The following is a 13,629-nucleotide window of genomic DNA, read 5'->3' on the forward strand; positions in this document are numbered from 1 at the left end:
GCCCCGGGGTACATGAAGCCCCCCTTCCTTGCGTCCAGCGCAAGGAAGGGGGCCTTCATGTACTGACCGACCGAAAAGATCAGTCGTCGTCGTTCGAGCCGAGGGCCGTCTTCGAGACCTGCATGAGGAACTCGATGTTGGTCTTCGTCTTGCGCAGTCGCGAGATCAGCAGGTCGATGGCCTGCTGCGAGTCCAGCGCGTGCAGCACCCGGTGCAGCTTGTGGGTGACCGCGAGCTCGTCCGGCGAAAGCAGCAGGTCTTCCTTGCGGGTACCGGACGGGTTGATGTCCACCGCGGGGAACACGCGCCGCTCGGCGATCTTCCGGTCGAGCTTGAGGTCCGCGTTCGCGGTGCCCTTGAACTCTTCGAAGATGACCGTGTCACCGGTGGATCCGGTTTCGACCATCGTCGTGGCGAAGATCGTCAGCGAACCGCCGTTCTCGATGTTGCGCGCCGCGCCGAGGAACCGCTTCGGCGGGAACAGCGCCGTCGAGTCGACACCACCGGAGAGGATCCGGCCGGACGCCGGGGCCGCCAGGTTGTACGCACGGCCCAGACGGGTGATCGAGTCGAGCAGCACGACGACGTCGTGGCCCATCTCGACCAGGCGCTTGGCCCGCTCGATGGCCAGCTCCGCGACCGAGGTGTGGTCGGACGGCGGGCGGTCGAAGGTCGAGGCGATGACCTCACCCTTCACCGACCGCTGCATGTCGGTGACCTCTTCCGGACGCTCGTCCACGAGCACGACCATCAGGTGGCACTCGGGGTTGTTCGTCGAGATCGCGTTCGCGATGTCCTGCATGATCGTCGTCTTGCCCGCCTTCGGCGGCGACACGATCAGGGCACGCTGCCCCTTGCCCACCGGCATCACCAGGTCGATGACGCGGGTGGTGAGCTTGTGCGGCTCGGTCTCGAGGCGCAGCCGCTCGTTCGGGTACAGCGGCGTCAGCTTGGTGAACTCGGGACGACGCTTGGACTCGTCCGGGTCCAGGCCGTTGATCGAGTCGACGCGCACCAGCGGGTTGAACTTCTGCCGCTGCTGCTCGCCGTCACGCGGCTGGCGCACGACACCGGTGATGGCGTCACCGCGGCGCAGGCCGTACTTGCGGACCAGCGAAAGCGAGACGTACACGTCGTTCGGCCCGGCGAGGTAACCCGACGTACGCACGAACGCGTAGTTGTCGAGCACGTCCAGGATGCCCGCGACGGGCAGCAGGACGTCGTCCTCGCGGATCTCGGTGTCGGGCGAACCGCCCTGTTCACGGCCACCGCCGGAACCGCGGCGGCGACGGTCGCGGAAGCGACGGCCGCGGCGGCCGCCTTCCTCGTCGTCGTCGCCCTGCGGGCCCTGGCCCTGGCGCTGGCTGTTGTCCTGGCCGCCGCCCTGCTGGTTGCGCTGGCGGTTGTCCTGGCCACGGCCGTCGCGGTTGCCCTGACGGTTGCCGCCCTGCTCACCGCGGTCGCCGCGCTCGTTGCGGTCACCCCGGTCACCGCGTTCACGCTGGTCACCGCGCTCGCCACGCTCACGCTGTTCACCGCGCTCACGCTGCTGACCACCCTGCTCGGGCGAACCCGCGGCACGGTTGGAGCCGCGGCGACGACGGTTGCGGCCGCCCTCTTCCTGCTGCGGCTGGCCGTCCTGCTGGGTCCCGTTCTCCTGCTGCGCCGGCCGCTCGGCGGCGGGCGCGGAACCGTTCTCCGAGACCTTTTCGGTCTTCTCGGCCTTCTCGGCGCGAGGAGCCTCGGCCGGAGCGGCTTCGGCCTTCGGGGTCTCCTGCTTCGGGGCCTCCGTCTTGGGCGCTTCGGCCTTGGGGGCCTTGCGCGGTGCATCGATGCCCTCGAGCGGAAGCGTTTCGCTCGCCGCGGCGGGGGTCTTGCGCTTGGTCTTGCCCTGGCGCTCGCGGATGGCCGCGATCAGATCGCCCTTGCGCATACCCGTGGTCTCGCCGATGCCAAGGTCCCCAGCGATCGAGCGCAGCTCGGCGACGGTCTTGCCGGTCAATCCGCCGACCGTGCGCTTGGGAGCCACGGCGCCGTTCGACTCGGCGGCGCCACCTTCGACGTCGCTCAAAAGATCGGTGTTGCTCACAAATGTCCTTCCTGACCGATCCACGCCTCCAGGTGGATCAGCGGACCGCCGCTCGCGTCCGATTGCGAAACGGCGTAATTGGCCCCCGATACGGGCGATCAGCTCCTCGGCCGTGTCGAACACAGCTAGAAGGCCTCCAGCACAGGGATTTGCGTCCTCCAAACGGAGGAAGCGGAATTCGGCACCGCCGGAACCGGGAACCCGCCTGCGTCCATCCGCTACTCCCCGCTTGCCAGGCGGTGTACGGAACTGGCGGATCAACGAAGGATGCGGGCCAAGGATGACACTGGTCACCTGGACCGGCACCGGGTGCGGAAACGCACGGTGATCGAACGCCCCCGAGGGTAGACCGCGCCACGGCCGGGTGCAACAACCACCCCCCGCGTGGCGGGGCGAGGCTCTCGCATGTGACCGAGGCTTTACTGAGCCGCAACCTGAACGCCGCCCGGATCGATCGGCAGCTCGGTGACGTCGAAAGACGTAACGTCGACGCCTGCCGGGAGTATTCCCCCGGTGGTCAGCGCGAGCACGGTCGGACCTGCGCCGGAGATGGCCGCGGCCACTCCTTCGGCCCTCAGCGCGCGCACCAGTTCGCTGCTCGCCGGGTACGCGGGCGCCCGGTAATGCTGATGGAGCCGATCTTCGGTCGCGGAGAGCAACAGGTCCGGGCGCGAGGTGAGCGCGTGGACCGCGAGCGCCGCGCGGCCCGCCGTGAACGCCGCGTCGGCGTGCGGGACCTGGGCGGGAAGCAGCCCGCGGGTGGCGTCGGTCGAGGACCGCAGCGCCGGGACGGCGACCACGGGCCGGATGTCGTGGTGCGGCTGGAGCCGTTCGGCGCGGAACCGCTCGCCCTCGGTCCAGGCCACCACGAAGCCGCCCAGCAGGCTCGCCGCGGCGTTGTCGGCGTGTCCCTCGAACCCGGCGGCCAGCTGCAGCGCGTCGTCGTCCAGGGCCTTCTCAGCCAGCGCGTACGCCGCAGCGACACCGGTCACGACGGCGGACGCGGACGACCCGAGGCCCCGAGCGTGCGGGATGGCGTTGAAACAACGCAGGTGCAGGCCCGGCGGCCGGACGCCGAGATGCTCGCAACCGCGCCGGAAAGCGCGGACGACCAGGTGCGACTCGTCGGTCGGGACGTCGTCCACGCCGCCCGCGCCGACGTCGATCACCTCGATCTTGAGGCCGGCGTCGGTGATCCGGAGTTCGACCCGGTCGTACAACGCCAGCGCGAGGCCGAGCGAGTCGAATCCCGGGCCGAGGTTCGCCGACGACGCCGGGACCTTGACCTCGATCAGCGTCATCGCAGGTCCAGCGCGGCGGCGACGGCGGTCGGGTCGACGGCGAGCGGCTCGACCTCGACGTTGCCCTCCAAGGCCGTGGCCGGATCCTTCAGACCGTGTCCGGTGACGGTGCACACGACGGTCGAGCCCTTCGGCAGGCGTCCGTCGGCGGCCGTGGCGAGCAGGCCCGCGACACTGGTCGCCGAAGCGGGCTCGACGAACACGCCTTCCTTGCGGGCGAGCAGCCGGTACGCCTCGAGGATCTTCTCGTCGGTGATCGCTTCGAACAGGCCGGCGGACGCGTTCTTCGCCTTCATCGCGCCGTCCCACGACGCGGGGCTGCCGATGCGGATCGCGGTCGCGATGGTGTCCGGATCGGCCACCGGCTCGCCGTGCACGAGAGGCGCGGCACCGGCCGCCTGGAACCCGAACATGCGCGGGGTGTTCTTCACCACACCATCACCCGCGTACTCGGAGTACCCGGCCCAGTAGGCGGTGATGTTGCCCGCGTTGCCGACGGGAAGGCAGTGGATGTCCGGCGCCCGGCCGAGGACGTCGCAGATCTCGAACGCGGCCGACTTCTGGCCGGCGATGCGCACCGGGTTCACCGAGTTGACCAGGGTCACCGGGTAGTCGATCGCGGTCTTCTGCGCGAGTTCGAGGCAGTCGTCGAAGTTGCCGTCCACCTGCAGGATCCGCGCGCCGTGCTGCACGGCCTGCGCCAGTTTGCCCATCGCGATCTTGCCCTGCGGGACGAGGACCGCGCAGGTGAGCCCGGCACGGGCCGCGTACGCCGCGGCCGACGCCGAGGTGTTGCCGGTGGAGGCGCAGATGACCGCCTGGAGCCCGCTGGCGAGCGCGTGCGTGATGGCCACGGTCATCCCGCGGTCCTTGAACGACCCGGTCGGGTTCACGCCCTCGACCTTGAGGTGGACCTCGCAGCCGGTCAGTTCCGAGAGGTGCGGGGCGGGCAGCAGCGGCGTGTTGCCTTCGCCGAGCGTGATCACCTTCGCGCCGGAGGGGACCGGGATCCGGTCCGGGTAAGCCTGGATGATCCCCGGCCACGGTTGGGAAATCACTGGTCTTCGCCTTCCACACGCATCACACTGACGACCTGGTTCACCACATCGAGTTCGGCAATGTCGTCCACAGTGGACCGCAATGCCGCGTCCGGCGCCAGGTGGGTGACCACGACCAGGCTGGCCGTGTCGTTCGCGTCGCGCTGCCGCACCGCGGCGATGCTGACGCCGTGCCCGGCGAACGCCTGGGCCACCTGGGCGAGGACGCCCGCTCGATCGGCCACGTCGAGACTGACGTGGTACCGCGTCGGCGTCTGGCCCATCGGCCTGACCGGGAGCGCGGCGTGCGCGGATTCGCGCGGGCCGCGGCCGCCGACGACCCGGTTTCGAGCCACCGCGACGAGGTCGCCGAGCACGGCACTCGCGGTCGGCGCGCCACCGGCGCCCTGACCGTAGAACATGAGCTCACCGGCCGCGTCGGCCTCGACGTAGACGGCGTTGTACGCGCCGCCGACTCCGGCGAGCTGGTGGTTGCGCGGGATCATCACCGGATGCACGCGCGCCGAAACCGACTCGGTGCCGTCGTCGGCGGTCACGCGCTCGCAGATGGCGAGCAGTTTCACCGTGCGGCCCAAGACGTTCGCCGCGGCGAGATCCGACGCGGTGACGTCGGCGATACCTTCGCGGTGCACGTCGGACGCGGTCACCCGGGTGTGGAACGCGAGCGAGGCGAGGATCGCGGCCTTGGACGCCGCGTCGTACCCGTCGACGTCGGCGGTCGGGTCCGCCTCCGCGTAACCGAGCCTGCTGGCCTCTTCCAGCGTTTCCGCGTAACCGGCGCCGGTGGAGTCCATCGCGGAGAGGATGTAGTTGGTGGTGCCGTTGACGATGCCCATCACGCGGGTGATGCGGTCACCGGCCAGCGATTCGCGCAGCGGGCGCAGCAACGGGATCGCCCCGGCCACGGCCGCCTCGAAGTACAGGTCCACGCCCGCCGCGTCGGCGGCCTCGAACAGCTCCGCGGAATGCTCGGCCAGCAGCGCTTTGTTCGCCGTGACAACGGATTTCCCGGCCTTGAGCGCGTCGAGCAGCCACTCCCGCACCGGCTCGATACCGCCGACCAGCTCGACGACGACGTCGACGTCCGGGGAGGTCACGAGCTTCGTCACGTCGGAGGTGACCAGTTCCGGCGGCAGCTCGGGGTGTTTGTCGGGGCGCCGCACCGCGATCCCGGCCAGCTCCACCCTGGCGCCCGCCCTCGCCGCGAGTTCCCCGGCCTGCTCGGTGAGCAGCCGGACGACCTCGCCGCCGACCGTCCCGCAGCCCAGCAGGGCGACCCTGATCACGCGTTCGTCCACAGTAGACACTTGCTAGACCTCCAGGCGCAGCATGTCGTCCGTCGTCTCCCGCCGCAGCAGCACGCGGGCGCTGCCGTTGCGCACGGCCACCACCGCGGGCCGCGGCTGCCGGTTGTACCCGCTGGCCATCGAGTAGCAGTACGCCCCGGTGGCCGCCACGGCGAGCAGGTCGCCGGGAGCAAGGGTGTCCGGGAGCCAGCAGTCACGGACGACGATGTCGCCGGACTCACAGTGTTTTCCCACGACCCGGGACAGCGCGGCGGCGGCCTGGCCGTCCCCGTCGTCGTCCGCGGACCGGGATACGAGACGGCAGTCGTACACGGCGTCGTAGAGCGCGGTGCGGATGTTGTCGCTCATGCCGCCGTCGACGCTGACGTAGCGGCGGGCGGCCTGGTCGCCGAGCGAGACGTCCTTGATGGTGCCGACCTCGTACAGCGTGATCGTGCCGGGACCGGCGATGGCACGGCCCGGCTCGCCGGCGATCTTCGGCACCGGAAGGCCCGCGTACTCGCATTCCTTGCGGACGATCTCGCGGATCTGCGTGATCATCTGCGCGGGCGGCGGCGGGTTGTCCTTGTCGGTGTAGGCGATACCGAAACCACCGCCGAGGTCGACGATCGACAGCTGGTCGAGCAGCTCGGTGCCGTGCTCCTTGGCGAGTTCGGCCAGCAGGCCGACCACGCGGCGGGCGGCGACCTCGAAACCGTCGGCGTCGAAGATCTGCGAACCGATGTGGCTGTGCAGGCCGATCAGCTTCAGCGACGGCGCGTTGAGCACGCGGCGCACGGCCTCGGCCGCGTCACCGGAGGCCAGCGAGAAACCGAACTTCTGGTCCTCGTGCGCGGTCGCGATGAACTCGTGGGTGTGCGCCTCGACGCCGACGGTCACCCGGATGAGGACGTTCTGCACGACGTCGTGCCGGGCGGCGACGTCGGCCAGCCGCGCGATCTCGTAGTAGGAGTCGACCACGACCGTGCCGACGCCCGCTTCGACGGCGGCTTCCAGTTCGGGCAGCGACTTGTTGTTGCCGTGGAAGGTGATCCGCTCCGCCGGGAAGTCCGCGCGCTGCGCGACGGCGAGCTCGCCGCCACTGCAGACGTCCAGGCTCAGCCCCTGCTCGGCCACCCAGCGGGCGATCTCGATGGACAGGAACGCCTTGGACGCGTAGTGCACGAGCGCCGGGTCGTCGAACGCCTCGGCGTAGTCGGCGCACCGGGACTTGAAGTCGGCCTCGTCGACGACGAACAGCGGCGTGCCGTACTTCTCGGCGAGCTCGCGGACGTCGACACCGGCGATGCGGACGACGCCGTCACCGCCGCGGAAAGTGTTGCGGGGCCAGACTTTCGGGTACAGCCTGTCGAGTTCTTCCGGACTCGACGGCGGGAAACCGGAGGCGTCGGCGTGGGGGTAGACGTCGGCGTGGCGGGGGCCCGCGGGGTGAGCCATTCTTCGTTACATCCGTTCCGGAGCAGAGACACCGAGCACGTTGAGGCCGTTCGCCAGCACCTGGCGGGCGGCCTGGCACAGCGCGAGCCGGGCGAACGTGAGGGGGGTGGCCTCCTCGTCGCCCTGGGGAAGAACACGGCCCACGGTGTAGAACTTGTGGTACGCGCCGGCGAGTTCTTCGAGGTACCGGGCGACGCGGTGCGGTTCACGCAGCTGTGCGGCCCGGCGGAGGACGGTCGGGAATTCGCCGATCGTGCGGATCAGATCGCCCTCGGCGGGCAGCGTAAGCAGGCCGAGGTCCACTTCGCCATCGGATTTCAGGCCCAGGTCGGAAGCGTTGCGCTGCAACGAGGCCAGCCGCGCGTGGGCGTACTGGACGTAGTAGACCGGGTTGTCGTTGGAATGCTTGCGCAGCAGGTCGAGGTCGATGTCCAAAGTGGAATCGACCGAGTAGCGGATCAGCTCGTAGCGGGCCGCGTCGACGCCGACGGTGCCGACCAGGTCCTCCATGGTGATCACGGTGCCCGCGCGCTTGCTCATCCGGACGGGTTTGCCCTCGGACACCAGGTTGACCATCTGGCCGATCAGCACCTCGACCACGGCCGGGTCGTCGCCGAAGGCGGCCGCGGCGGCCTTCAGGCGGGCGATGTAGCCGTGGTGGTCCGCGCCGAGCATGTAGATGCAGAGGTCGAAGCCGCGTTTGCGCTTGTCCTGGAAGTAGGCGAGGTCACCGGCGATGTAGGCCGGGTTGCCGTCCTTCTTGATGACGACGCGGTCCTTGTCGTCGCCGTGCTCCTTGGACTTGAGCCACCAGGCTCCGTCCTCGAAGTACAGGTTCCCGGAGTCCTTCAGTTGCTGGACCGAGGACGCGACGGCGCCGGACTCGTGCAGCGAGTTCTCGTGGAAGTAGACGTCGAAATCGGTGCCGAAATCGTGCAGGCTCTGCTTGATCTCGGTGAACATCAGCTCGATGCCGACCCGGCGGAAGGTCTCGGCCCGCTCGTCGTCGGGCAGCGAGAGCGCGCTCGGCTCCTGGCGGATGACCTCGGCGGCGATGTCGTTGATGTAACCGCCCGCGTAGCCGTCCTCGGGGGCGGGCTCGCCCTTGGCCGCGGCGATCAGGGACCGGACGAAGCGGTCGATCTGCGCGCCGTGGTCGTTGAAGTAGTACTCGCGGGTGACCTGGCCGCCCTGCGCGGACAGCACGCGGCCCAGCGCGTCACCGACCGCGGCCCAGCGGGTGCCGCCGAGGTGGATCGGGCCGGTCGGGTTCGCCGAGACGAATTCGAGGTTGATCTTGACGCCCGCCAGCGCGTCGCCGAGGCCGTACTTCTCACCGGCGTCGAGCACCTGCTGGACGATCTGGCCCTGCGCGTCGGCGGCGAGCCGCAGGTTGAGGAACCCCGGCCCGGCGACCTCGGCCGACTCGATGCCGTCGGTGGCCGAGAGCGCCTCGGCCAGCGCGTCGGCGAAGTCGCGGGGCTTCATCCCGGCCTTCTTGGCCACCTGCAGCGCCAGGTTGGTCGCGTAATCGCCGTGCTCGGGATTGCGGGGACGCTCGATCGTCACCTTCTCCGGCAGCACGGAATCGTCGAGGCCGCGCGCGGTGAGAACCTGCACGGCGGAGTTACGGACCAGGTCGGCGAGAGCTGCGGGAGTCACTCGCGGAATTCTAGGTGTGACCTGGTCCGGGCTTCGCAGCGACCGCCGGAAGGTGTGAGCCAAGCCGGTGATCTTACGGCTGTTCACGGTGATCAGACGCGCGGTCTCTACACTGGCCCGCGCAGGGACCACCCCCTTTGGAGAACGCAGGAGCCATGGCTAACGGGACAACCAGAAAAAAGGGCGCGTCGTCGAAGAACGCCATGAAGGCCGCCCGTAGTTCCGTCGTGTCCAAGAAGGGCACGCCCTGGGGCACGATCATCGCCGTCGTCGCGATCGTCGTCCTGGCGGCCTCGGTGGTCACCTATTACATGGTCGCTTCCGCGCCGAAGCGTGATCAGAAGACCCGCGAGGAGGCCGCGGCCGCCTTCGCGCCCTCGCAGCAGGACCCGGACCCCTCGAAGCGGATCCCCGGCGTGACCACGGCCACCTACGAGGGCTCCGTGCACGTCTCGGCCGCGGAGCGGGTCGCCTACGACAAGACCCCGCCCTTCGGCGGCCCGCACGACCAGGCCTGGGCCGCGTGCAACGGCGTCGTCTACGAAAAGGCCGTCCGCAACGAGAACATGGTCCACGGTCTCGAGCACGGCGCGGTCTGGATCGCCTACAACCCGCAGCAGATCACCGGCGAGGCGCTGGACCTGCTGAAGGTGCGCGTCGAGGGCAAGCCGTACATGGTGATGTCGCCGTACCCGAACCTGGACAAGCCGATCTCCGTGCAGTCCTGGGGCCACCAGCTGAAGCTGGACTCCGCATCCGACGAGCGGATCGACCAGTTCGTCGCCGCGCTGCGGACCAACCCCTTCGGCGCGTACCCCGAGCGTGACGCCACCTGCGACGCGCAGATCGAGCCGGGCGACTTCGACCCGACCCCGCCGGGGCCGGACGCGAAGCCGATGGACTACAAGGGCACCGCGGGCACGGAGCAGGACCAGCCCGGCACCGGCCAGAGCGGCGTGCCTTCCGCGCCCGCCACCCAGCCCTCGGCGCCCGCGAGCAAGTAGTGAGCCAAGTGGACCCCGATCCCCAGGACGAAGTCTCACGGTCGGTCAAGAGCCGATGGCTGGTGATCGGGGCCGCCTTGGTCGTCATGCTGATCGTCGGCTTCGGCCTCGGCGCGCTGACGACCAGGCTGATCGACTCCGAGCCGGAGCAGGCGACGCCGGGCGCGGGTTCGGTCGAGGTCGGCTTCGCGCAGGACATGTCGGTGCACCACCTCCAGGCCGTCACCATGGCGGGCTGGGCGCGGGACCACACGACCGATCAGGCGATCAAGACCCTCGCGTTCGACATCGAGCGCACGCAGACCGGCCAGGTCGGCCGGATGAAGGGCTGGCTGGGCCTGTGGGGCCAGCCAGAGCAGACGACCGGCGCCTACATGACGTGGATGACCGAGCCGATGTCCGGCCACGGCGGGCACGGCGGCGACATGAAGCCGTCGAACGGCGCGCCGATGCCCGGGATGGCGACTTCGGCCGAACTGGCCAAACTGCGGTCGCTGACCGGCAAGGAGATGGACGTCTTCTTCCTCCAGCTCATGCTGCGGCACCACGAGGGCGGGACCGAGATGGCGCAGTACGGCCACGATCACACGTCGATCGCGGACGTGAAGTCGCTGACGCAGAGCATGCTGGTTTCGCAGGGCGCCGAGATCAACTTGATGAAGGGGCTCCTTCAGGAGCGCGGTGCGGCTCCCTTGCCCGCCTGACACCCCTGCGTTTCGTCCTCTGAATGCGGTAGTTCGCTTTACCAACCACCGCATTCAGGCGGCCCAACCGGGGGCACTGTGTGGATTTTGGTGCGTCAGACGACCCGAAATCCACACAGTCGCGCCGCTCGTCACGACAGACGCCCTGCCCCTGACGCGTTTCGTCCTCTGAATGCGGTGGTTCGCTTTACCAACTACCGCATTCAGAGGACGAAACGCGTCAGGGGGTCACCAGGAGAGTTCCTGGCAGCGTTTGGCGCATTGGGGCACTTCTATCTGCAGGGTCGCGTGCTCGATCGAGTAGCGGTTCGCCAGGAGGTTCTGCGCCTCGGTCAGCACCTCGGCCTGCTCCACGGTCGGCGCGATGGTGAGGTGCGCCGAAGCGACCTCCATACCCGAAGTCAGGGTCCAGACGTGCAGGTCGTGGACGTCCTCGACGCCCTTCAGCCCGCCGAGCTCGGCCTGGATCCCGGCGACGTCGACGCCCTTCGGCGCGTGCTGGAACAGGATCCGCAGCGCGCGGCGGGCGAGGGCGTAGGTGCGGGGCAGGACGAACAGGCCGATCGCGACACCGATGATCGGGTCGGCGTAGCGCCAGCCGGTCAGCAGCGTGATCGCGCCGCTCAGCAGCACACCCACGGAGCCGATGAGGTCGGCGAGGACTTCGAGGTAGGCGCCGCGGACGTTGATGCTCTCCTCCGCGCCCTTGCGCAGGACCAGGAAGGAGACGATGTTCGCGACGAGTCCCGCCGCCGCGGCCAGCAGGACGGGAAGGCCGGGTACGACGGGCGGATCGCTGATCCGGCCGATGGCCTCCACCAGGACATAGCCCGCGACGCCGAACAACAGGATGGCGTTGGCCAGTGCCGCGAGCACTTCGGCGCGGTAGAACCCGAACGTCCTGGTCAGCGTCGGGCCGCTGCGCCGGGCGAGCAGGATGGCCGCCAGCGCCATGCCGACACCGAGGACGTCGGTGAACATGTGCGCGGCGTCGGAGATCAGCGCGAGCGAGCCGGTGGCGAACCCGACGACGAACTCCATGACCATGAAGCCGGCGCCGATGACCAGCGCGATCGTCAGGCTCTTGAGGTAGCGGCCTGACGCGCTCGACGGCGAGGCCGTTCCATGCCCGTGCCCGTGACCCATTGCTCCGCCTCTCGTGAAGTCGACAGGCCGAATATATTGTCACATGCGCATATGTGCAATACAGGTGAGCCTAAGTTCACCATGTCTTAAGCCACACACGGAAGCCATCCCCCAGGAGGGCCTTCCCGAAACCTGGACTCGCCACGCACCGCTACCGAAGGGACCGGAAGAACCCCCGCAGCTGGCCGACGAAGGCCTCGGGCTGCTCGAAAGCGGCGAAGTGACCGCCCTCGGCCAGCACCTCGTACCAGCGAAGATCGGTGTAGCGCAGCTCCGCCCAGCGCCGCGACGGCCGGATGATCTCGCGCGGGAAGATCGAGATACCCGAAGGAACTTCAACGGCCGAGACGTCCTGCTTCGTGTTCTCCCAGTAGATCCGCGCCGACGAGGCCGCCGTCGCGGTGAACCAGTAGACGGAGATCGCGTCGAGCATCTGCCGCCAGGACAGCACGGTCTCCGGCGAGCCGTCGTTGTCGGTCCACTCCCGGAACTTCTCCGCGATCCACGCCGCCTGCCCCGCGGGCGAGTCGGTGAGGCCGTAACCGAGCGTCTGCGGCCGCGTGGCCTGCTGACGTGCGTACGCGGACCCGACCTCGCGGAATCGCGCGAGGTCGGCGATCGCAGCCTTCTCCTCAGCCGTCGGTTCACCCAGCACGGCTTCGTCGTACGGGACCCCCGCCATGTTGACGTGGACACCGATCAGCCGTTCCGGCGCGACCCTGGCGAGCATGTTCGTCACTCCGGCACCCCAGTCACCGCCCTGCGCGGCGTAGCGCTCGTAGCCGAGCCGCCCCATCAGCTCGTCCCAGGCCCGCGCGATGCGCTCGACGTTCCACCCCGTCGACGCCGGCTTGTCGCTCCAGCCGAACCCCGGCAGCGACGGCGCCACGACATGGAACGCGTCCGCCGGATCACCCCCGTGTGCGGAGGGGTCGGTCAGCGGTCCGAGCACGTCGAGGAACTCCACGACCGATCCTGGCCAGCCGTGCGTGAGCACGAGCGGCGTCGCGTCCGGCTCCGGCGAGCGAACGTGCAGGAAGTGGATCCCGAGACCGTCCACAGTGGTCTTGAAACCAGGGAAAGCGTTGACGCGGTCGGCCAAACCGAAGTCGTAGTCCTCCGCCCAGTACCGGCACAGCTCCCGCGCGAACTCCAGCGGAACCCCCTGCTCCCAGTCGTCCACGGTGGCTGACTCGGGCCAGCGCGTGGCGCGCAGGCGAGCACGCAGGTCAGCGATGGCGGATTCGGGGGTCTGGACTTCGAACGGCTCGATCATCGAGTCCTCCCGGTTCGTCGGTGACACCGACGTTACGCAGATCCGATGATCTCCGCACCGACGTCCACACTTGAGCTTGAGCCCTGGTCAGAGACACAGGACGCGTTCTCCGCGCCGGTTAACGACCACCACTCGTGAGCCCCTGCGGGGACATGCGCTAAGCTTTCAACGTCGCTCAGGCGGCAACGCCCTCGTAGCTCAGGGGATAGAGCACTGCCCTCCGGAGGCAGGTGTCGCAGGTTCGAATCCTGCCGAGGGCACCACAAGGATGGGAACGGGAGAGATGTCAGACATGACGTCCTCCTCGTCCTTATTGTTGTTTCGTTCAGGCTGGTCGAGCTTCTTCTCACGGTCGAACGGTAAGATGACGGCCTCATGAGCAGCCTGCCGTGCCGCCGGGACCGTCGGTCCGAGCAGCGTGACCGTGCACTTGATCTGGTTGACGTCCTTGCGGTAGCGCAGTTCGAGCCGGAGGACTTCGAAGAGCCGCCGCGCGACATCCTCGGGTAGCTCTTCGATCCGAACCTCGCCCATCGGCAGGGTGTCCAGCAGATCAGGGTTGGCCGCCTGCCGGTTCTCCTCTTCGATCTCGGCAAGCTGGGCTTCTAGTTGAGTTTTGCGTTCGTGTAGTTCGTTGCGCTCGTT

The 13,629-nt window shown here is 68.9% G+C and carries 10 protein-coding genes and 1 tRNA gene; 3 read left to right on the forward strand and 8 right to left on the reverse strand.

Going from position 1 to position 13,629, the window contains the following annotated elements; all coding sequences use genetic code 11:
* Positions 1 to 79: 79 nt before the first annotated feature.
* From rho to argS, 6 genes are all read right to left on the reverse strand, one after another.
* A complete protein-coding gene (gene rho / locus ACFVM3_RS13235; protein ID WP_378438362.1) occupies positions 80 to 2,089 on the reverse strand; it encodes a transcription termination factor Rho in 2,010 nt (669 codons plus the stop codon).
* A 419-nt stretch (positions 2,090 to 2,508) separates the two neighbouring features.
* Positions 2,509 to 3,390, reverse strand: coding sequence for a homoserine kinase (thrB, locus tag ACFVM3_RS13240; RefSeq protein WP_378438364.1), 882 nt, complete (start codon positions 3,388 to 3,390; stop codon positions 2,509 to 2,511).
* Positions 3,387 to 4,448 carry a threonine synthase gene (gene thrC / locus ACFVM3_RS13245; RefSeq protein ID WP_378438366.1) on the reverse strand — a complete coding sequence of 354 codons (1,062 nt, stop codon included), beginning with the start codon at positions 4,446 to 4,448 and terminating at the stop codon, positions 3,387 to 3,389. The genes thrB and thrC overlap by 4 nt, the downstream gene beginning before the upstream one ends.
* Positions 4,445 to 5,755, reverse strand: a complete 1,311-nt coding sequence (locus tag ACFVM3_RS13250; protein WP_378438368.1) for a homoserine dehydrogenase — start codon at positions 5,753 to 5,755, stop codon at positions 4,445 to 4,447. Before ACFVM3_RS13250 ends, thrC begins: the two co-directional genes overlap by 4 nt.
* Before the next feature lie 3 nt (positions 5,756 to 5,758).
* Positions 5,759 to 7,192 carry a diaminopimelate decarboxylase gene (gene lysA, locus ACFVM3_RS13255; RefSeq protein ID WP_378438370.1) on the reverse strand — a complete coding sequence of 478 codons (1,434 nt, stop codon included), beginning with the start codon at positions 7,190 to 7,192 and terminating at the stop codon, positions 5,759 to 5,761.
* 6 nt (positions 7,193 to 7,198) lie between these two features.
* A complete protein-coding gene (gene argS / locus ACFVM3_RS13260) occupies positions 7,199 to 8,854 on the reverse strand; it encodes an arginine--tRNA ligase (RefSeq protein WP_378438372.1) in 1,656 nt (551 codons plus the stop codon).
* Positions 8,855 to 9,057: 203 nt separating this feature from the next.
* Here argS and ACFVM3_RS13265 point away from each other — a divergent pair, with 203 nt between their 5' ends.
* Positions 9,058 to 9,858 (forward strand): DUF3105 domain-containing protein, encoded by an 801-nt coding sequence (locus ACFVM3_RS13265; RefSeq protein WP_378438522.1) that lies wholly within the window; start codon positions 9,058 to 9,060, stop codon positions 9,856 to 9,858.
* An 8-nt stretch (positions 9,859 to 9,866) separates the two neighbouring features.
* Positions 9,867 to 10,562: a DUF305 domain-containing protein gene (locus ACFVM3_RS13270; protein WP_378438374.1), complete on the forward strand. Its 696-nt coding sequence runs from the start codon at positions 9,867 to 9,869 to the stop codon at positions 10,560 to 10,562.
* A gap of 228 nt (positions 10,563 to 10,790) precedes the next feature.
* Here the strand turns inward: ACFVM3_RS13270 and ACFVM3_RS13275 are convergent, their stop codons facing one another.
* The gene (locus tag ACFVM3_RS13275; RefSeq protein WP_378438376.1) at positions 10,791 to 11,708 is read right to left on the reverse strand and encodes a cation diffusion facilitator family transporter; all 918 of its coding nucleotides are present in this window, start codon (positions 11,706 to 11,708) and stop codon (positions 10,791 to 10,793) included.
* Positions 11,709 to 11,859: 151 nt separating this feature from the next.
* Positions 11,860 to 12,984 (reverse strand): epoxide hydrolase family protein, encoded by a 1,125-nt coding sequence (locus ACFVM3_RS13280; protein WP_378438378.1) that lies wholly within the window; start codon positions 12,982 to 12,984, stop codon positions 11,860 to 11,862.
* A 187-nt stretch (positions 12,985 to 13,171) separates the two neighbouring features.
* Here ACFVM3_RS13280 and ACFVM3_RS13285 point away from each other — a divergent pair.
* Positions 13,172 to 13,247 (forward strand) — tRNA-Arg (locus ACFVM3_RS13285).
* Positions 13,248 to 13,629: the final 382 nt, after the last annotated feature.

Origin of the sequence: Amycolatopsis sp. NPDC057786 (assembly GCF_042797905.1) — a bacterium.
Classification (GTDB): domain Bacteria; phylum Actinomycetota; class Actinomycetes; order Mycobacteriales; family Pseudonocardiaceae; genus Amycolatopsis.

Excerpts from the sequence above, each read along its gene's own strand:
- lysA (WP_378438370.1), bottom strand. The coding sequence starts at position 7,192 with ATGGCTCACCCCGCGGGCCCCCGCCACGCCGACGTCTACCCCCACGCC.
- ACFVM3_RS13280 (WP_378438378.1), bottom strand. The coding sequence starts at position 12,984 with ATGATCGAGCCGTTCGAAGTCCAGACCCCCGAATCCGCCATCGCTGAC.
- thrB (WP_378438364.1), bottom strand. The coding sequence starts at position 3,390 with ATGACGCTGATCGAGGTCAAGGTCCCGGCGTCGTCGGCGAACCTCGGC.
- ACFVM3_RS13265 (WP_378438522.1), top strand. The coding sequence starts at position 9,058 with ATGAAGGCCGCCCGTAGTTCCGTCGTGTCCAAGAAGGGCACGCCCTGG.
- ACFVM3_RS13275 (WP_378438376.1), bottom strand. The coding sequence starts at position 11,708 with ATGGGTCACGGGCACGGGCATGGAACGGCCTCGCCGTCGAGCGCGTCA.